Source organism: Nonomuraea sp. IBHARD001, assembly GCF_056106265.1.
The window spans coordinates 6,467,336-6,486,361 of the sequence record NZ_JBWBBW010000002.1 but is presented as its reverse complement, the minus strand read 5'-3'; the positions used below and the strand labels follow the sequence as shown (position 1 = coordinate 6,486,361).

The following is a 19,026-nucleotide window of genomic DNA, read 5'->3' as shown; positions in this document are numbered from 1 at the left end:
GGAGCCGCTAAGGGGTGTTCAATTTGGTCTGGGCGTCGGTGGCGAGGTCGCGGGCGTAGGGGTCGTCGCTGTCGGACAGGACGCGTTTGATGCCGGGCTCGGCGCGGGGGTCGCCTCGTTCGGCCAGGCCCTTGGCGGCTTCGGCGACGACGGTCAGGTCGGTGTCGTCCAGGCGGCGGGCGAGGGCGTCGCGGATGAGGGGGGTGTCGGCGTCGAGGGAGGCCAGGCCCTGGGTGGCCCAGTCGCGCACCTCCTCGTCCTCGTCCTCGGTCATCGCGATGAGCAGGGCCAGGCCCTCGGCGTGGTCGGGCGGCAGGACGTCGGCCAGGGCGATGGCGTCGGTCATCGTGCGCTTGTGGCCGGGCCTGTCGATGATGTCGAGGACGTCGGGCAGGGCGCGCGGGTCGCCCTGGTGGCCGAGTGCGCCCAGGACCGAGCGCAGGACCTGCGGGTTGCCCTCGGTGGTCGCCATCTTGCGCAGCAGGGGCAGGGTGCGCTCGAGGAAGGGCTTGTCGCCGTCGGCGAAGCCGTACTGGGCGATGGCGTCGACGCCGAACTCGCGCTCGCGGGCGTCCTCGCTGACGCACAGGCGGCCGAGCAGTTCGTAGGTCTCCTCGTCGGCGCGCCTGGCCAGGGCGTCGGCGACGATCCACCAGGTCTCGGCGTCCTCGTCGGTGTCGCGGTGCGACAGGGCGCGGCTGACGAGCTCCTCGGGCCTGACGTAGAGGTTGCTCGCCTCCTCCAGCAGGGTGGCGACGGCGGCGTGGCCGCGCTGGGCCTGGATCTGGGTGGTCTCGGCGCCGTCGGGGGAGTGGGCGGCGACGGTGACGAGTTCGGTGCCGTCCTTGGCGTACTGCCTGGCCACGACGTAGGACCAGTCGTCGGGGGTGTCCTGCTGGAGTTGGTCGAGCAGGGCGCTTTCGAGGTGCTCGCCGACCCAGCCGGTGGCGATGTCGTGCGGGGTGTCGCCGTCGCCGTCGCTCTTGTCGGCGTCGGCGCCGCTGTCGAGCAGCAGCTTGACCACACCGAGCGAGCCTCGGCGCGCGGCCAGCGTCAGGGGGGTGTCGCCGTCCTCGTTGGCGTCGTCGACCCCGGCTCCGGCCTCGACGAGCGTCTGGGCGGCCTCGGCCTGGCCGTTGGCCGCCGCCCACAGCAGGGCGTGCCAGCCGCCGCTCTCGCGCCCGCCGACCTCGGCTCCGGCGTCCAGCAGCGTCTGCAGGGTCTCCACCCGGCCCCAGGCGGCCGCGGCGCACAGCGGCAGGCCCTCTTCCTCGCCCTGGCTGACCACGTTGGGGTCGGCGCCCTGGGCGAGAAGCTCGCGCACGGTGTCGGTCTCGCCGTTCAGCGCGGCGCGGTAGAGCTGTTCCTCATGCATACCAGCGAGCTTAGGGCGTCGGCGACCAGGTGCTCGCACCCTGAACCCTTGTGTGTAGGACGATTCCTCCTTACGAAGGATCGGGAAAACCGGCGAAACGCGATATGTTGCGAGTATGACCGATCCAGGGGAGATCCGCGCTTCGGACGCCGAGCGCGAGGACGTCGTCGAGCAGCTCCGTGTGGCCTCGGTCGAAGGACGTCTGACGCTGACCGAGCTGACCGACCGCACGGAGGCCGCCTACTCCGCGGCCACACACGCGCAGCTGGCCCTGCTCACCGCCGACCTGCCCGCGACCGCGCCGGGGTATCGCCCGGCGATGCCCGAGCCGACGCGCGAGGGCGGCCGTACCAGGCGCTGGTTCGTCGCGATCATGGGCGACTCCAAGCGCAGGGGCAAGTGGCGCGTGGACAGCGAGCTCGGCGCGGTGGCCGTGATGGGCGACGTGCTGCTCGACCTGCGTGAGGCCGAGGTGCGCACCGGCACGGTCGACATCGTCGCCACCGCGATCATGGGCGATGTGAAGATCATCGTGCCGGACGGCGTCGACGTCGACCTGGAGGGCATCGCCATCATGGGCGACAAGAAGGTCGAGGTGCTCGAAGCGCCCACCGGGATGAACGTCCCCCGGATCAGGGTGAAGGCGTTCGTGCTGATGGGCGATGTGAAGGTGGTCGGCGACTCCAAGGCCCAGCCGATCAAGCGCTCGTGGGCCGCCTGGCGCGAGCAGTGGCGCGAGATGCGCGCCGGGATCACCGGCGACATGGGCCGCGGCAGGCTCGACCCGTGGACCGGCATGCCCAAGAGCGACTACGACCCGGCAACCGGCCTCCCGCGAGGCGAGTACGACCCGGCGACCGGCCTGCCCCGGGGCGAGTACGACCCCAGGACCGGCATCCCGCGCCGCACCGACCGCGACGACTGAGCCGCCCGTCCGGTTCCTCCTCCCGCGAATATCTGCCTCGGAGCGTGCAACAGATCGGCCGGGTTCGGGCGTAGTAGTCGGTGACCGATGCCGAACCGCCGAGCAGCAGTGAGGACCCGCATGCGTGATCGGGCCGACTTCGAACGGTACGTGGAGCAACGCTCGGCACGCCTGCTGCGGACGGCCTACCTGCTGTGCCGCGACTGGGCCACGGCCGAGGACCTGGTGCAGAGCGCACTGGCCAAGGCATGGCTGGCCTGGCGCAGGGTGGGCGCCTATCCCGACCCCTACGTGTACCGCGTCCTGACCAACACCCATGCCACCTGGTGGCGGCGGCGCTGGCGGGGCGAGGTGCCGACCGAGGTGCTGCCCGAGGTGGCCTGCGACGAGGAGCACGACGCCGACCTCGTGGCCAGGCAGGCGTTGCGCACGGCGCTGGCCGCCCTTCCGCCGAGGCAGCGGGCGGTGGTGGTGCTGAGGTACTTCGAGGATCTGACCGATCACCAGATAGCCGAGATCCTCGGATGCACGACGGCGACGGTACGCAGCCAGGCCAGCAGGGCGCTGGCGAAGCTGCGGCTCGATCCAGCGGCCAAGGCCGCGGTCACGACGGGGAGCTGACCCATGACCATCACCGAACAGCAGGTACGCGACCTGCTCGACCACGACAGCGACGGCCACCACAGGGGCGTGACCGTCGCCGACGTCGACAGGCGGGTGCGCCGTATCAGGCGGTTCAGGAGCAGGGCGCTGGCCTCGACGGCGGCGTTCGGCCTGGTCGTCGCGGGGCTGAGCGGCCTGCTCGGCGGCGGGGTCGAGCCGGACGGCCGGGCGGTGTGGGAGGGCGTCATGACGGGCCCGGCGACCACACCGACCGTGCTGATCGTGCCGGACAGGGACGTTCCGCTCGTGCCGCCGGACTACGGCAGGTCGCTCGGCTCGGCGCTGTTCGACCAAGGGGGAGCGCCGGCGGCGCTGTCGTTCCCCCGCTCGTCGGTGCCGGTCCTGGTCAAGGTGACCTGCCCCGCCGCGTTCGTCCTGCTCGTGCGGGTCAACGACGCCCCCTCGGTGAACATGCCGTGCCGGGCGACAGGCTCCTACCTGACGCTCGCCGCCGACCAGGTGCGCGGGGGCCACAACGAGATCGGCGCGCTGCTGCTGCCGCGCGACCTGGCGCCCGCCACACCGCTGGACCGGGCGGGGATGGACGCCCTGGCGACGACGTCCCTCTACCGCGCCGACTGGGGCGTCGACGTCCTGGCCGGCACCGCGCTCAGCTGCCACGGCGACATCGTCCTGCTCGACCCCGCATCAGGCCGGGAGAGGGACCCCGGCCTGTGCGGGTGACTCACCCCTGCCTGTGCGGGTGACTCACCCGACCGGCGTCAGAACCCGGGCCAGCGCCTGGTCGTAACGCTCCAGCAGCACGTCGACGAGCTCGGGCGCGGGCCCGAGCACGTCGGCGACCACGTCGGCGCCCGCCTCCAGCGTCGCCTGCCGTACCTTGTCGGCGAAGAAGCCGGGCGCCAGCAGGTACGGCGAGACGGCGACGCGCTCGGCGCCCGAGGCCAGCAGGCGGCGTACGGCCTCCTGCGGGGTGGGGGAGGCGGCCGAGGCGTAGGCGGGCACGACCGATGCCCAGCCCTTCGCGGCCCACTCGGCGGCGAGCGCGGCGACGACGGCGTTGGCCTGCGCGTCGCTCGAACCGGCCGACACCAGCACGACGGAGGTGGCGGGGTCGCGAGGACGCACCCCGGCCTCGGCCAGACGGCGTTCGAGCGCGGTCAGCAGCCGGGGATGCGGCCCGAGCGTCGAGCCGTAGTGCACCCGGAGCCGCGGATTGACGGCCGTGGACTCCAGGATCACCGCGGGCAGGTCGATCCTGGAGTGGTAGGCCTCGGTCAGCAGCAGCGGCAGCACCACGGCCTCGTCGAGACCGCGCAGCGCGTCGGCGGGCCTGGGCGGCGCGTGGTCGAGATAGGCCGAGCGCACCTCCACCTCGGGCCTGGCCAGCCGTACCCGCTCCAGCAGGGCCTCGACGGTCGCGGCCGCGCGCGGGTCGCGTGAACCGTGCGCGACGGCGACCAGCGGCGGGGTCAGAGGTGAATGCCGCACTCGATCTTTCCCATTCCGGCCCACCTGCCGCTGCGCGGGTCCTCGCCGGGCGCGACCTGACGGGTGCAGGGCGCGCAGCCGATCGAGGGGTAGTCGTCGTAGTGCAGCGGGTTGATCAGCACGCCGTTGTCGGCCATGTAGTTGTCGACGTCGTCCTGGGTCCACCTGGCGATCGGGTTGACCTTGACCATCTGCCGCTTGGCGTCCCACTCGACCACGCGGGTGCCGGTCCTGGTGGCCGACTCGTCGCGGCGGATGCCGGAGATCCAGGCGAGGTACGGCTCCAGCGCCCGGTTCAGCGGCTCGACCTTGCGCATGTAGCAGCACAGGTCGGGGTTGCGGCCGAACAGCCGGGGACCGAGGTCGCGGTCCTGCTCGGCGACGGTGCGCGACGGCGTCACGTTGATCACATTGACGTCGTAGACCTGCTGGACGGCGTCGCGCGTGCCGATGGTCTCGGCGAAGTGGTACCCGGTGTCGATGAACAGGACGTCGACGCCCGGCTTGACCCGGCTGACCAGATCGATGAGAAGGGCGTCGCTCATGGACGAGGTCAGGCAGAGCCGGTCGCCGAAGGTGGCCGCCGCCCAGCGGATGATCTCGCGGGCCGGGGCGTCCTCCAGGAACTGCGCGGCGGACTCGACGATGTCCTGCAGGTCGAGCGCGCCACGCTGTTGCGTTAATCCGACTTCGATGTCCACCAGGCTGCTCACAGGGACCTCACTCCGATTCCGAGAAACTTCAGCTTGAACGCGCGGGCGCAGGAGCGGCAGTACCAGCCGCCGTCGCCCTCGTAGGGCTCCAGGTCCTCGTCGCCGCAGTACGGGCAGTGGAAGGGAACGGCTCGTGTCGTCACTTGAGGTCCGCCTCGTCCGCTCGCTGGACCCAGTCGGCGAAGCTCTCGCCTTCCTTCTTCTGGCCTTCGAAGTTGGTCACGACGCGTTCGACGTAGTCGGGCAGGGCCTCGGCCGTGGTCTTGAGGCCGCGTACCTTACGGCCGAAGCCGGGGTTGACGCCGAGTGAGCCGCCCAGGTGGATCTGGTAGCCCTCGACCTGCTCGCCCTTGTCGTCGACGACGAGCTGGCCCTTGAGGCCGATGTCGGCGACCTGGATGCGGGCGCAGGAGTTGGGGCAGCCGTTGACGTTGATGGTGAGCGGCTCGGCGAAGGTGGGCAGGCGCCGCTCCAGCTGGTCGATCAGGTCGGAGGCGTTGGCCTTGGTCTCGACGATGGCCAGCTTGCAGAACTCGATGCCGGTGCAGGCCATGGTCTGGCGGCGGAAGGTGGAGGGGTTGACCTTGAGGTCGTTGGCCTCCAGCTCGGCCACCAGCGAGTCGACCTGGTCGGGCGCGACGTCGAGGACGACCATCTTCTGCTCGACCGTGGTCCGCACCCGGCCGGATCCGTGGCGCTCGGCGATGTCGGCGATCAGGTGCAGCTTGTCGCCGTCGAGCCTGCCGACCCTGGGCGCGAAGCCGACGTAGAAGTTGCCGTCCTTCTGCGGGAAGACGCCGACGTGGTCGCGCCTGCCGCCCCTGGGCAGCTCGGGGGCCGGGCCGTCGGGCAGCGGCTCCTTGAGGTATTCGGTCTCCAGCACCTCGCGGAACTTCTCCACGCCCCAGTCGTTGACCAGGAACTTGATCCTGGCGCGGTGGCGCAGGCGGCGGTAGCCGTAGTCGCGGAAGATGCCGATCACGCCGCCGTAGACGTCGGCGACCTGCTCGGGCCTGACGAACACGCCCAGCCGCTTGGCCAGCATCGGGTTGGTGGACAGGCCGCCGCCCACCCACAGGTCGAAGCCCTTCTCGCCCGCCTCGTTGGTCACGGCGGCGAAGGCCACGTCGTTGATCTCGTGCACGGTGCAGTGCGCCGGGCAGGAGGAGATGGCGGACTTGAACTTGCGCGGCAGGTTGGAGTAGGCCGGGTCGCCGATGAAGCGCTTCTGCACCTCCCAGATCTGCGGCGTCGGGTCGAGCAGCTCGTCGGAGTCGATGCCGGCCAGCGGGCAGCCCATGATGACGCGCGGGGTGTCGCCGCACGCCTCGGTGGTGGACAGGCCGACGGCCTCCAGGCGCTGCCAGATGTCGGGCACGGCCTCGATCTCGATCCAGTGCAGCTGGATGTTCTGGCGGTCGGTGACGTCGGCGGTGCCTCGGCCGTACTCGTTGGAGATGTCGGCGATCACGCGCAGCTGCTGGAGGCTGAGCTGGCCGCCGTCGATGCGGACCCTGAGCATGAAGTAGCGGTCGTCGAGCTCCTCCGGCTCCAGGATCGCGGTCTTGCCGCCGTCGATCCCGGGCTTGCGCTGGGTGTAGAGCCCGTACCAGCGCATACGGCCGCGCAGGTCGGCCGGGTCGATCGAGTCGAACCCGCCCTTGGAGTAGATGTCGATGATGCGCTGGCGGACGTTGAGGCCGTCGTCGTTCTTCTTGCTCTCTTCGTTCTTGTTGAGCGGCTCACGGTAGCCGAGAGCCCACTGACCTTCACCACGAGGGCGCTTGTGGTGGCGGCTGGCCGGGGTGGTCATGGCGCGTCCTTTGGGTTCATGGGCGCGCACGGCTATCCCCGGTTCTCATCATCGAGAGCCGGAGGTCCAGGGGTGGTTGCGTCGCGCCCTACATCAAGACAAAGAGGTCAGCGGGCGGCGCAACAGATGGCACTACGGACACGCTGGAGGTCGACGTGGCGTCGTCCTACGAGCATCGGGTCCGCTGGCATGCCTATGACCATACCCCGACAGTCCGTTCTGTCCAAGACTGGTCCAGAGTCTGGACGATCATCCCGTCCTGTGGGCAGGCCGGGCGCGGGCCCCGCCGAAAGCGGTCAAGAACGCATCGGCGGCCGTAGTAAATCCCAACGTCTGATGTAAGCAATGGGATTATCCGTCGCGAAAATGTGAAACACAGCGGCAATTGACGGCCGTCGTGAACGCCAGTGACAATTGCCCGCGGCTGCCCTGCGTTCGAGCGACTCATATGGAGGTCCGTTGTCCACGGAGAGCCAATTCGACTCCGACAAACCGGAACCCCCAGCACCCAAGGACCGAGGTCTCTGGGCCAATCTGGACTTCACGAAATTCTGGGTCGGCGAGACCATCTCGTTGATGGGTGTGCAGGTCACCGCGCTCGCACTGCCTCTGACCGCGGTGCTGGTGCTCGACGCCGGCGCCGAGGAGACAGGCGGTCTGAGGTTCGCCCAGTTCGCCCCGTTCCTCTTCCTGTCGCTGCTGTTCGGTGTGTGGGCCGACCGGCTCAGGAAACGTCCGTTGATGATCGCGGCCAATGGCTTCAGGGCGGTGCTGATCGGCCTGGTGCCGCTGCTCGGCTATCTCGACATGCTCAGCATGCCGGCGCTGTACGCGATCGCGATCGCGATCGGCGTCTGCACGGTGGTGTTCGACGTCAGCTGGATGTCGTACGTGCCGACGCTGGTCGACAAGAAGCACCTGGTCTCGGCCAACGGCAAGGTCAGCACCAGTTACTCGGCCGCCGAACTGGCGGGTCCCGGCATCGCCGGTGTGCTCGTGCAGGTCTTCACCGCGCCGGTGGCCCTCCTCGTCGACGCCTTCTCGTACGTGGCCTCGGTCCTCACGCTGATCTTCATCAGGCGTCCGGAACCGCCGCCGCCTCCGCGTGACACCAAGCGTCATCTCGGCAAGGAGATCAGCGAGGGAGTGGTCTTCGTCGCGTCCAATCCGTTCCTGCGGACGATCGCGATCATCGGCTCCTCCTACAACTTCTGCTACATGTTCATCGAGGGCATCTTCGTGCTCTACGCGGTCAAGACGCTCGGCTTCACGGCCGCGACGCTTGGTCTCGTGCTGAGCCTGAGCGCCATCGGCGGGCTGCTCGGCGCCATGTCGGCGCAGAGCTTCACCAAGAGGTTCCCGTTCGGCCGGGTCTATCTGGTGGCCGTCATCGTGGGGTACTGCGGGCCGCTCCTGGTGCCCGCGGCCAGCGGGCCCACGTGGCTGACGGCGACGCTGATCGGCGCGGGATACCTGCTGATGCGCTTCGGCCTGTCCGTGGCGAACGTGGTGGCGGTCAGCCTCAGGCAGGCCGTGACGCCGCAGACGCTCATGGCCAGGATGACCGCGGGGATGCGTACGTTGCTGTCGGGCCTGGGCACTGTGGGGGCGCTCGCCGGCGGTTTCCTCGGGGCTGCGATCGGTCTGCGCGAGGCGCTGTGGGTGGCCGCGATCCTGTCGGCTCTCGCCACGCTTCCGCTGTTCTTCTCGATCATCCCGCGGTTGCGCAGCCTGCCGGAGTCGCCGGAGGACGCGCTCGAGTTCGCCACCGCCAATCGATGACGGCTCCATCGATCACGCGCAGGGGCGCGGGTCATCGGTTTATTCCACACAGAGAGGCCCTGAGGGGACTGCAATGCCTGACGTCGGGACACTGTTACGCGATCTAGACGCTCATCTCGCCGCGAATGTAAATGATGAACTCATCACGCGTGCCTGGAGCACTTTTTCCTACCTGGGCTACGCCAAGATTCCATTTCTTATCCCCGAGACCGTGAAAGCGGCCGTCGCGGCCGAGGTCAACAAGCTGCTGGAGGTCGGCAGCGTCCGCCGGGACGTCAGCTTCAAGGAGACCGACCACAGCCCCCGCAGGATGCGCAACGTCAGGCGCAAGGAGATCGCCGCGCACGGTGAGGTCATCCCCGCCGTCTACCGCTCGGCCAGGCTGCTCAAGGCGCTGGAGCGAGTGGCGGGCGAGCCCGTGCACGTGTGCCCGTACGAGCCCGAGCAGTACGTCATCACCGCGCTGGAGCGCGACGGCGACACCCACGGCTGGCACTGGGACGACTACAGCTTCGCCGTCGTGTGGGTCATCGAGACCCCGGCGGTGGAGAACGGCGGCTTCGTGCAGTGCGTGCCCGGCACCACCTGGAACAAGGCCAATCCACAGATCAACAAGACGCTGGTCGACAACCCGATCTACTCGGTCGAGCTCTTCACCGGCGATCTGTACCTCATGCGCACCGACACGACGCTGCATCGCGTTTACCCGGTGAGCAACGGAACACGCAAGATCATCAACATGGGTTACGCGTCCACGCAGAACCTGACGATGGAACTGTCCCACGAGACCATGGACGGTCTGTGGGCCGAACCGGCAACTGTGGAGGTCTAGGTGACGGGCAACACCGGCGGTTCACCCAAGCACATCGTTCTCGCCTTCTCCGGTGGGCTGGACACATCGGTGGTGCTGGTCTGGCTCCAGGAACGTTACAAATGCCCGATCACCGCGTTCATCGCCGACCTCGGGCAGGGCGCCGAGCTGGAGGTGGCCAGGCGCAAGGCGCTGGCGCTCGGCGCGGCCGACGTCAAGGTGGTCGACCTGCGCGAGGAGTTCGCGCTCGACTACGCCTTCCCGATGTACCGTGCCGACGCCCTGTACGAGGGGCAGTACCTCATGGGCTCCTCCATCGGCAGGCCGCTCATCGCCGCCGCGCAGTTGCGGGTGGCCGAGGAGGTCGGCGCGGACGCGGTGGCGCACGGCGCGACGGGCAAGGGCAACGACCAGGTCAGGTTCGAGTACACCTACGGCGCGCTGCGTCCCGACATCAAGGTCATCGCCCCATGGCGCGACTGGGAGTTCACCTCGCGCAACGACCTGCTCGCCTATGCGAACAAGGTCGGCATCGAGGTCGACCTCAGCAGCGGCGAGCGGCCCTACTCCATCGACGTCAACCTGCTGCACACCTCCTACGAGGGCGTGGCGCTTGAGGACCCGGCGCTTCCCGTGCCCGCGGGGCTGCTGACCCGGGTGAAGGACCTGCTGGAGGCCGAGGCCGAGCCCGAGCTGGTCAAGGTCGGCTTCGAGCACGGCAACCCGGTCTCGGTCAACGGCGTGCCGCTGTCGGCCGCCGGCGTGCTGCGCGAGCTCGGCGAGATCGGCGCCAGGCACGGCGTCGGCAGGCTCGACATCGTGGAGAACCGGATCTTCGGGATGAAGACCCGCAACGTCTACGAGGCGCCTTCGGGAACGATCCTGTGGCACGCGCACAGGGCCGTGCAGTCGCTGGTGCTCGACCCCGAGGTGCTGCACCTGAAGGACGAGCTCATGCCCAGGTACGCGGGCCTGGTCTACCGCGGCCTGTGGTTCGCCCCCGAGCGCGCGATGCTGCAGACGGCGATCGACTGGAGCCAGGACGTCGTGACCGGCGAGGCGACGCTGCTGCTGTACCGGGGCAACGTCCAGGTCGCGGGCCGTACCTCACCGCACAGCCGCTACGACACCGCGTTCGCCACGTTCGAGGCCGACAACGTCTTCGAGCAGCAGGACTCGGCCGGCTACATGAAGGTCAACACCGTCAGGTTCAGGTCCGGAAGGGCCACCGCATGAGGATCGTCTTCATGGGGTACGGCGAGCTCGGCGCCAACGTGCTCGCCGGTATCGCCAAGAAGCACGACGTGGCGATGGTGCTCACCCATCCGGTCGAGTTCAGCGGCCTGGGCGAGCCCGACGTGGAACAGCTGGCCACCAAGCTCAACCTGCCGATCGCCCTGTCGGCGGGGGCGACGGAGCCGGAGATCTGGGAGCGCGTGGCGCAGGCCGGGCCGGACGCGATCGTGTCGACGAACTGGCGTACCAGGGCTCCGGTCGAGCTGCTGCGCATCCCCAGGCTCGGTGCGATCAACGTGCACGACGCGCTGCTGCCCGAGTACGCCGGGTTCGGCTCGGTCAACTGGTCGATCAGGGACGGCAAGTCCGAGATCGGGCTGACCGTGCACTACATGGACGCCGAGCTCGACACCGGCCCGATCGTGACCAGGGCGATGGTGCCGATCGGCCCGGACGACACCGCGGGGCTGGTGCTGCAGAAGCTGATGGTGGAGTACGTGCCGGTGACGCTGCGCGGGCTCGACCTGATCGAGAAGGGCCACCAGGGTGAGCGTCAGCCCACGTCGGGCGGCACGTTCTACCACCGGATCGGCCTGGAGGACACCAGGATCGACTGGCGTGACAGCACCACGGCCACCTACGACCTGGTACGCGGCCAGAGCGACCCGTTCGTCAACGCCTGGACGACGCACGACGGGCGGCGGCTGATGGTGAAGATGGCCAGGCCGCCGAAGCAGCGCGGCTACTGCGGCACGCCCGGACGCATCGTCAGGGCCACGGAGGACGGGATCGCGGTGGCCTGTGGCAGGCGCGGCGACCCCGACGCCCGTGGGTTGATCTTGCTGCAGGTGCAGGCGGAGGATGGCCCGCCGGTGCGGGCCATCGACTACTTCAGAACGGTGCGGGGTTACCTGGTCTGACCCCGTGGCGCAGGTGCACCCGGAGCGGTCGTCGTCGCGTGTTACGCGGCGGCGACCGCTTCGATCTCCAGCAGCCAGACCTCGTCGTAGATCCCGGCGATGATGATGGACATCGCGGGATCGTGCCCGGCGAGCAGCTCGTTGCGCACCTGGGCGAGCGTCCGCCGGTATTTGCGGTCGCTGAGGAAGATAGTGATTTTCACCAGGTTGGTGTAGTCCATGTCGGCGTTCTTCAGCAGCGAAAGGATGTTGCTGAAGACGAGCCTGCACTGCTCCTCGAAATCGGTGGGCACATGGCCGGACGCGGTCTCGGGGATCTGGCCGCTGATGTAGAGCAGCCGGGAATGCCCGGTCAACTCCTTGGCGTCCGCATATGTGCCGGTATCAGGGGTTTCCGGCGAGGTAATCGTGCGCATCTGCATGGTCAAGAGTTTTTCACACGCACGGCATCACCGTCCGGCCTAATGCACCTTACTCATGCCCCTCGCAGTGACACGGGTAACTTCGTGATGCCATTGAGGAAGTTTGATCCTAAATGACGGACTTCTCCGGCAAGCTCGAACGATTCGACCTGCTGTACCAATTCCTCCAGCAGCAACAGCACCCCGGTCTGCGCGGGCGAGTTCCCGATGCACCGGTGCGAGCCGTACCCGAACGCCACATGCGGATTGGGATTGCGGAACGGGTCGAAGGTATAGGGATCGGTGAAGATCTCCTCGTCCCGGTTGGCCGAGCCGATCCACGCCGCCACCAGCCCGCCCTCGGGCACGACGTGCTCGCCGAGCGTCACCTCCTGCGTCGTGCGGCGCAGCAGATGGTTGACCGGGCTGGACCAGCGCAGCGCCTCCTCCAGCGTGGTGGACAGCTGGCCCTTGCCCGCACGGCGCACGCGCTGCCACAGCTCGGGGTCCTGGGCCATCGTCAGCACCAGGTGCGAGGCCGCCTGGGGGATGGTCGGATTGGCGCCCATGATGAAGGCGTAGCAGTTGACCAGCACCTCCTCGTCGGTCGCCGGTCGCCCGTCCACCTCCATCTTCAGCAGCAGCGAGACCAGGTCGTTGGTGCCCGGGTTCTCCCTGCGCTCGGCGATCAGCTCGATGAACATCGAGAACAGGAACACGTGCGCCGCGCGCAACGTCGCCGTCTCGTTGCCGATGGAGAACGCCGGGTCCTCCGGCGCCATGCTGGCCACCGTCCAGTGCGCCGCCTCCGGCCACTTCTGCGGCGGGATGCCGAGCAGTTCGCCCGCCACCAGCATCGGCAGCATGGTGACCAGCTTGGCCAGGTCGCTCTCGCCGTCGGCCACGGCCGAGGCGACCAGCTTGGCCACCCGCTCCCTGATCCTGGCCTCGTGCGCGCGCATCACCCTGACCGACAGCGCGCTGATCGTGGTGCCGCGCACCTGGCTGTGCCTGGGCGGGTCGATGAGGTGGATGGCCTTGCCCGCCGCGGTGTCGCGCTGCAGGACGCTGAGCATCGTACTGTGCTCGGAGCTGAACCTCTTGGTGTCGCGCAGCAGGTCGACGACGTCCTTGTAGCGCGTGACCGACCAGAAGGGCGTGCCGTCGGGAGCCTCCTGGCGCCATACGGGCGCGGCCTTGCGCAGCAGCCGCCACGCGCCGTGCGGGTCGCCCGAGCGGTAGAGCTCGGTGCCGTACAGGTCGATCTCGTCCAGCGAAGCCGGCTCGGTTCCGGCCCCCATCAAGCGCATGTGCTCAGCCCTTCCCGGGATGATCGGTCTCGGTCAGCCGGAGCAGCCCGGCCTCCTGCCAGAGGGCGCCCGGCGGTCCCAGCCTGGTGACCTCGGATCTGGCGACGTCGTAGAAACGGTGCACGGGCGCCTCGACGGTCAGCCCGCGCGCACCGTGCACCTGTACGGCGGTGCGGATCGTGCGCAGGGAGACCTCGGCCGTCCAGGCCAGCGCCTCGGCCGCGTGCCTGGCCAGCGGCAGGCCCGCGTCGGCGCGCCAGGCGGCCTGGTGCACCAGCAGCCTGGCCGCCTCCAGGTCGATCTGCGCCTTGGCCAGCGGGAAGGCCACCGCCTGGTTGTCCAGGACGAACCTGCCGAACTGCCGCCTGCTCGCCGCGTGCCTGACGGCCAGGGCGTGCGCGCCGAGCGCCAGGCCCAGCAGGTAGCCCGCGTGCCTGACCCGATGGCGGACGAGCGCCTCGCCCGCGCCTGCCAGGACCTGGCCGGACTCGACGGTCAGGCCGTCCAGGTCCAGCAGCAAGGGGCTGTGCCCGCCCGCGGGGCCGTCGGCGTTCCAGGAGAAGGCGCGCCCGGCCCTCGGCCGCCACGTCTCGGGCGCGAGCACGACCAGCAGCCCCTCCTCGCCCGACGACACGGCCACACAGCACACCGCGCCCTCGACGCCGGTGTCGTCGACGGCGACCGAGCCGGACAGCCGTAGCCGCTCGCCCTGTCTGACGGCCGTGGCGCCGGGCGTGCGCGGGTCCAGGCCGCCGGTCAGCACGCCCTGCTTGCCCGCCACGACGCCCGCGCCCAGGTCGGCGAGCCCGGCCGCCTGTCCGGCCGCGGAGTTGAGCGCGTCGAGCAGCAGCATGCCGCCGCCGTACACGTCGGTGAGCGCCCGGCGGCCGAGCTCGGTCGCGATGACCACGCCGCAGGTCAGGCCCAGGTCGAAGCCGCCGAGTTCGATCGGCGCGGCGAAGGCGAAGCCGTCGATGTCGGCCAGCGACTCCTGCGCCGAGGAGCCGTCGGGCCCGGCGTCGGCGGTGCTCAGCCGGGTGCGGACCGTGCGGCTGAGGCGTTCGAGGACCGGATCAGGTCTGAGGTCCACCTTCGCCGCCTTCCCGCTGGTCGGGCCGCTCGAAGGCGGCGCTGGCGACGAGTTCGAGCATCATCTCCGAGGTCCCGGCCGACAGCGTCAGACCGGGCCCCTCCCGGTACCCGGCCTCCAGCACGGCGGCCTTCTCCCGGGTGAGGCCGTGGCGCGCGTAGCCGTGGCCGTGCACCAGCGCCGCCCAGGTGGCGACCTGGTGCGCGGTCTCGCTCGTGTGGTACTTCGCGACGGCCGCGACCGTCGGGTCGAGCGGGCCGTGCCCGAGCCTGCTGATGGAGTTCCAGGCCAGCAGCCGTCCCGCGTCCACGGCGGCGCCGTACCTGCCGATCTCCTCCAGGAGGGCGGCGTCGGCCGTGGCGGGGGACAGGCCGGACAGGGTGGCGTCGTACCATCGGGCGGCCTTGAGGGAGTAGTCGAGGCCGGTGCGTTCGATGGCCAGGCACCTGGTCAGCAGCGACCAGCCCTCGCCCTCGGCGCCGAGCAGCGCCTCGCCCTCGACCCTGACCTGGTCGAGCTCGACCCGGTCGTACTGCTCGTCGGAGATGCTGGCGATGTTGCCCCGGCGCACGCCTTCGGCGTGCAGGTCGACGAGGAACAGGCTGATGCCCTCGTACTTCGTCGAGCCCGTCCCCGTGCGCACCGCGCACAGGCCGAGGTCGCTCATGCCGCTCTTCAGGCCGAACACCTTGGTGCCCGACAGGCGGTAGCCGTCGCCCTCGCGCACCGCGACCGCGCGCAGCGAGGCCAGGTCCGAGCCGACCTCGGGCTCGGTGTAGAGCACGGTGGCGAACAGCTCGCCCGACGCCAGCTGCGGCAGGTAGCGCGCCTTCTGCTCGGCCGAGCCCGCCTGCAGCAGGAACAGTCCGACGATCTGCACGCTGAGCACCTGCAGCATGTCCGGCATGCCGCCGCGCACGAGCTCCTCGATGACGGCCGCGGCCTCCAGGTGGCTCGCGCCGCGCCCGCCGTACTCCCTGGGCCAGCTGGGGGCGAACAGGCGGTGCGCGGCCAGCGTCCGGTACAGCGGCCTGACGTCGGGCTCGCGCTCGCCCGAGGCCAGTGCGGCGGCGTAGTCGCCGAGCGCCTGGCGTACCTGCGGGGTCGCGAGGACCTCGCCCACCTCGGCGCGCAACGCCCGCTCGTCGTCGCTCTCGGCGAAGTTCATGCCTCGGTGTCGCCTTCGGCCGCGCCCAGCAGCCTGGCCACGTCCTCCTCGGGCATCTGCTCCAGCAGGGCCAGCAACTCCTCGTCGCTGAGAGACTCCTGGCGCTGGGCGTCGATCACCCCGGCCAGGTGCGCGACCGTGGGCGAGCGGAAGAACTCGGCCAGGCCGATGTCGGCGTTGAAGCGGTCCCTGATCCTGGACATCAGCTGGGTGGCCTGCAGGCTGTTGCCGCCGACCTCGAAGAAGTTGTCGTGGATGCCGACCTTGCTCAGCCGCAGCAGCGGAGCGAAGATCTCCTCGGCCAGCGCGCGCTCGGTCTCGGTCGTCGGTTCGGCGCTCGCGCCGCCGGTGCGCGCGCTCTCGTCGGGCGCGGGCAGCGCGCGGGCGTCCACCTTGCCGGCCACGGTCAGCGGCAGCTGATCCAGCAGCACCACGTACGCGGGGACCATGTGCCTGGGCAGGTGCTCGGCCGCGAAGCCGCGCAACTGCGTCACCTCGGGGTTGGTGCCCGACGCCGGGCTGGCGTACGCGACGAGGTGCTTGTCGCCCTCGTCGTCGGTCCACGCCTGCACCGAGACCTGCCCGACGTCGGGATGCGTGGCGAGTACCGTCTCGATCTCGCCGAGCTCGATGCGCTGGCCGCGGATCTTCACCTGGGCGTCGATGCGTCCCAGGCAGACCAGGTTGCCGTCGCGCAGCCGCTTGACCAGGTCGCCCGTGTGGTAGAGCCGCCCGCCCCTGGCCGTGCCGAACGGGTCGGCGACGATCTTGCGCCGGGTCAGGAAGGCGTCGTTCAGGTACCCGGGCGTCAGCCCGTCCCCGCCGATCACCAGCTCACCGGCCACACCGTACGGCAGCGGCTCCAGGTGCTGGTCGACCACGTGCGCCACATGGTTGGCATAGGGCAGGCCGATCGGCGGCCCCGACTCGAAGTGCCCGGTGCACTCGTAGTACACCATCGCGACCGTGCACTCGGTCGGGCCGTAGCCGTTGAACAGGCGCCTGCGCTTGTTCCACCGGTTGACCAGCTCGCCGTTGAACATCTCGCCGCCGACCATGACCAGGCGGCAGGCGGTGAAGCGCTCGGGCGTGAGCAGGGCCATGACCGAAGGCGGCAGGTCGATGATCGTGGTGCCGCCGTCCTCGATCAGGCGCTGTAGCGCCTCCATGTCGAGCCGCTCCTCGTCCCTGACCAGGTTGATCCGCGCGCCCCTGCACAGGGCGGTGAAGATCTCGAAGACCGACACGTCGAACGTCAGCGAGGCGAAGGCGACGATCCGGTCGCTCGGCACGATCTCGAACATCTGGGCGATCGTGTCGACGAAGCCCACGACCGAGTGATGCTCGATCAGCACGCCCTTGGGACGGCCGGTCGTGCCCGAGGTGAACAGGATGTAGGCCACGTCGCCGGGCTCGGGCCCGGTGTCGAGGTTGGTGTCGGGATAGGCGGCCAGCGCGTCGGCCAGCTCGTCCAGCGCCAGCACCTTCGGCCCGTCCTGCGGCAGGCTCGACGCCACCGAGCTGTGCGAGAGCACGACGGCGGGCGCGGCGTCGGCCAGCATGGCCGCCACCCGGCCCGCCGGGTGCGAGGAGTCGATCGGCACATAGGCGGCGCCCGCCTTGAGCGTGGCGAACAGCGCCACGATGAGGTCGAGCTCGCGCGGCATCGACAGCGCCACCCGGCCGCCCCTGGTGACGCCGTGCTCGCCGAGCAGTCTGGCCAGCTGGTTGGCCCTGCGGTTCAGCTCGCCGTAGCTGGTGGACACGCCGCCCACCCAGACGGCGACCGCGTCCGGGTCGCGCTCGGCCGCCTGCTCGAACTCCTGGGCCAGCGTCGTGGTCGCGGCGGGCGCCTCGGGCCCGAGCCAGCGCGTCAGCAACTCCTCGCGCTCGTCGGGGTCGAGCACCGGCACCCGCGAGATCGTGGTGTCCAGGTACGGCACCAGCGCCCGCAGCACCTGCTCGTAGTGTCCGGCGGCGGCGGCCATGGTCCCGGCGTCGAACAGGTTCGTGTTGTACTCCAGCGAGAACGTCAGCCCGTCGGCCGTCTCGCTGAGCGCCCACGTCATGTCGAAACGCGCGGTGTCCAGGTCGGGCGCCTCGGAGCTGATCGACAGGCCGGGCAGCACCGGCGGCTGGGTCAGGTTCTGCAGGCCGAAGCCGATCTGGAACAGCGGCGTGCGCGAGGGGTCGCGCGGCGGCCTGACCGCGTCGACGACCCGGTCGAAGGGCAGCTCGCCGTGTGCCATCGCGCCCTGGACGACCTCGTGCACGCGTGCGACGAGCTGGCGCACGGTGGGGTCGCCCGACACGTCGTTGCGCAGGACCAGCATGTTGATGAAGTAGCCGATCATCGGCTCGACCTCGGTGCGGCCCCGGTTGGCCGTGGCCGAGCCGACCGTGAGGTCCTCCTGGCCGGTGTGGCGGTGCAGCACGATGAGGAAGGCGGCCAGATACACCGCGAACGTGCTGGCGCCCGTCTCCCTGGCCAGGGCGTGCAGGTCGGCCATGACGTCCTCGGGCAGCGTGCGGTGCAGCGTGGCGCCGTCGAACGTGGCCTCGGCCGGCCTGGCCCGGTCGGTGGGGAACTCCACCACCGGCACGCCGGTCAGCCGCTCGCGCCAGTACGTCGTCAGGTCATCCAGCACCTTGCCCTGCAGCCAGGCGCGCTGCCAGTGCGCGTAGTCGGCGTACTGCAGGGCCAGCGGGGCGGGCGCCTCGACGCCTTCGACGCCCGTGCGCAGGCCGTAGTAGGCGGCCAGGTCGTGGCTGAAGACACCGAGCGACCAGCCGTCCCACACCACGTGGTGCACGACCAGCACCAGCAGGTGGTCGTCGTCGTCGATGCGGATGAGCCTGGCCCGCCAGAGCGGCGCCTGGGTCAGGTCGAAGGGCTCGCGGGCGATGTCGGTGGCCAGCTTGCGGGCGGCGGCCAGCCTCTCGGCCGACGTCGCGCCCGGCGGCTCGATCAGCGGCAGGTCGGCGGGCACGCTCGGGTGCACGTGCTGGGCGCCCTCGCCGCCGTGCTCGTGCAGGCTGGTCCGCAGGGACTCGTGCCTGGCCACCACATCGGCCAGCGCGGCGCGGAACTCCGCCAGCCGCAGGTCGCCCCGGATACGGAAGCCCGAGGGGACGTTGTAGGTCGAAAGGCCCGGCGCGAACTGGTCCAGGAACCACAGCGACTCCTGGGAGAACGACAGCGGGGCCGGTCCGTCGTCGGTCCTCGGCACCATGACGGCCGCGCCACCCTGTGACCGAACCCTGTTCAGCAGCTCGGCCCTATGGTCGCCCGGCCGCCGTGCGAAATCGTCACTCAGCTCGCTCATGTCAATCCACACTAGGGATCGGTTTCCCGAGCGGCATCCGT

At 70.0% G+C, this 19,026-nt stretch carries 18 protein-coding genes; 7 read left to right on the top strand and 11 right to left on the bottom strand.

The window, feature by feature from the left end:
* Positions 1 to 7 precede the first annotated feature (7 nt).
* A complete protein-coding gene (locus ACTWNK_RS31455; protein ID WP_474308508.1) occupies positions 8 to 1,375 on the bottom strand; it encodes an ankyrin repeat domain-containing protein in 1,368 nt (455 codons plus the stop codon).
* Positions 1,376 to 1,490: 115 nt separating this feature from the next.
* On the opposite strand from ACTWNK_RS31455, the gene ACTWNK_RS31450 reads away from it, so the two are divergent.
* The 3 genes from ACTWNK_RS31450 (at position 1,491) to ACTWNK_RS31440 (ending at position 3,647) form a co-directional block, all read left to right on the top strand.
* Entirely contained in the window at positions 1,491 to 2,300 is an 810-nt protein-coding gene (locus ACTWNK_RS31450) for a DUF1707 SHOCT-like domain-containing protein (protein WP_474308506.1), read from the top strand.
* Between the two features lie 120 nt (positions 2,301 to 2,420).
* Positions 2,421 to 2,921, top strand: a complete 501-nt coding sequence (locus tag ACTWNK_RS31445; RefSeq protein ID WP_474308504.1) for a SigE family RNA polymerase sigma factor — start codon at positions 2,421 to 2,423, stop codon at positions 2,919 to 2,921.
* A 3-nt stretch (positions 2,922 to 2,924) separates the two neighbouring features.
* Positions 2,925 to 3,647, top strand: a complete 723-nt coding sequence (locus ACTWNK_RS31440; protein WP_474308501.1) for a hypothetical protein — start codon at positions 2,925 to 2,927, stop codon at positions 3,645 to 3,647.
* A gap of 24 nt (positions 3,648 to 3,671) precedes the next feature.
* On the opposite strand, the gene ACTWNK_RS31435 is transcribed toward ACTWNK_RS31440, so the two are convergent.
* The 5 genes from ACTWNK_RS31435 to ACTWNK_RS31415 all read right to left on the bottom strand — a co-directional run bounded on the left by ACTWNK_RS31435 (position 3,672) and on the right by ACTWNK_RS31415 (position 7,132).
* Entirely contained in the window at positions 3,672 to 4,415 is a 744-nt protein-coding gene (locus ACTWNK_RS31435; RefSeq protein WP_474308499.1) for a sirohydrochlorin chelatase, read from the bottom strand.
* Positions 4,397 to 5,119 carry a phosphoadenylyl-sulfate reductase gene (locus tag ACTWNK_RS31430; RefSeq protein WP_474311028.1) on the bottom strand — a complete coding sequence of 241 codons (723 nt, stop codon included), beginning with the start codon at positions 5,117 to 5,119 and terminating at the stop codon, positions 4,397 to 4,399. The genes ACTWNK_RS31435 and ACTWNK_RS31430 overlap by 19 nt, the downstream gene beginning before the upstream one ends.
* Positions 5,120 to 5,124: 5 nt before the next feature.
* Positions 5,125 to 5,271 (bottom strand): Insertion element protein, encoded by a 147-nt coding sequence (locus ACTWNK_RS31425; protein WP_474308497.1) that lies wholly within the window; start codon positions 5,269 to 5,271, stop codon positions 5,125 to 5,127.
* Positions 5,268 to 6,941, bottom strand: coding sequence for a nitrite/sulfite reductase (locus ACTWNK_RS31420; protein WP_474308495.1), 1,674 nt, complete (start codon positions 6,939 to 6,941; stop codon positions 5,268 to 5,270). The genes ACTWNK_RS31425 and ACTWNK_RS31420 overlap by 4 nt, the downstream gene beginning before the upstream one ends.
* Before the next feature lie 107 nt (positions 6,942 to 7,048).
* Complete coding sequence (locus ACTWNK_RS31415; RefSeq protein ID WP_474311027.1) at positions 7,049 to 7,132, bottom strand: putative leader peptide; 84 nt, start codon at positions 7,130 to 7,132, stop codon at positions 7,049 to 7,051.
* Between the two features lie 223 nt (positions 7,133 to 7,355).
* On the opposite strand from ACTWNK_RS31415, the gene ACTWNK_RS31410 reads away from it, so the two are divergent.
* The 4 genes from ACTWNK_RS31410 to ACTWNK_RS31395 all read left to right on the top strand — a co-directional run bounded on the left by ACTWNK_RS31410 (position 7,356) and on the right by ACTWNK_RS31395 (position 11,690).
* The gene (locus ACTWNK_RS31410) at positions 7,356 to 8,723 is read left to right on the top strand and encodes an MFS transporter (protein WP_474308493.1); all 1,368 of its coding nucleotides are present in this window, start codon (positions 7,356 to 7,358) and stop codon (positions 8,721 to 8,723) included.
* Positions 8,724 to 8,796: 73 nt separating this feature from the next.
* A complete protein-coding gene (locus ACTWNK_RS31405) occupies positions 8,797 to 9,555 on the top strand; it encodes a HalD/BesD family halogenase (RefSeq protein WP_474308491.1) in 759 nt (252 codons plus the stop codon).
* Positions 9,556 to 10,770, top strand: coding sequence for an argininosuccinate synthase (locus tag ACTWNK_RS31400; protein ID WP_474308489.1), 1,215 nt, complete (start codon positions 9,556 to 9,558; stop codon positions 10,768 to 10,770).
* Positions 10,767 to 11,690 (top strand): methionyl-tRNA formyltransferase, encoded by a 924-nt coding sequence (locus ACTWNK_RS31395; RefSeq protein WP_474308487.1) that lies wholly within the window; start codon positions 10,767 to 10,769, stop codon positions 11,688 to 11,690. Before ACTWNK_RS31400 ends, ACTWNK_RS31395 begins: the two co-directional genes overlap by 4 nt.
* A gap of 41 nt (positions 11,691 to 11,731) precedes the next feature.
* On the opposite strand, the gene ACTWNK_RS31390 is transcribed toward ACTWNK_RS31395, so the two are convergent.
* Genes ACTWNK_RS31390 through ACTWNK_RS31370 form a run of 5 tightly spaced genes read right to left on the bottom strand, consistent with a single transcriptional unit; the run spans position 11,732 to position 18,985 of the window.
* On the bottom strand, positions 11,732 to 12,112 hold the full coding sequence (locus tag ACTWNK_RS31390; RefSeq protein WP_474308485.1) for a RidA family protein: 381 nt from the start codon (positions 12,110 to 12,112) through the stop codon (positions 11,732 to 11,734).
* Positions 12,113 to 12,165: 53 nt separating this feature from the next.
* Complete coding sequence (locus ACTWNK_RS31385; RefSeq protein ID WP_474308483.1) at positions 12,166 to 13,401, bottom strand: cytochrome P450; 1,236 nt, start codon at positions 13,399 to 13,401, stop codon at positions 12,166 to 12,168.
* A 4-nt stretch (positions 13,402 to 13,405) separates the two neighbouring features.
* Complete coding sequence (locus tag ACTWNK_RS31380; protein ID WP_474308481.1) at positions 13,406 to 14,491, bottom strand: acyl-CoA dehydrogenase family protein; 1,086 nt, start codon at positions 14,489 to 14,491, stop codon at positions 13,406 to 13,408.
* Positions 14,475 to 15,659: an acyl-CoA dehydrogenase family protein gene (locus ACTWNK_RS31375; RefSeq protein ID WP_474308479.1), complete on the bottom strand. Its 1,185-nt coding sequence runs from the start codon at positions 15,657 to 15,659 to the stop codon at positions 14,475 to 14,477. Before ACTWNK_RS31375 ends, ACTWNK_RS31380 begins: the two co-directional genes overlap by 17 nt.
* A complete protein-coding gene (locus ACTWNK_RS31370; protein ID WP_474308477.1) occupies positions 15,656 to 18,985 on the bottom strand; it encodes a non-ribosomal peptide synthetase in 3,330 nt (1,109 codons plus the stop codon). Before ACTWNK_RS31370 ends, ACTWNK_RS31375 begins: the two co-directional genes overlap by 4 nt.
* Between the last annotated feature and the right edge of the window lie 41 nt (positions 18,986 to 19,026).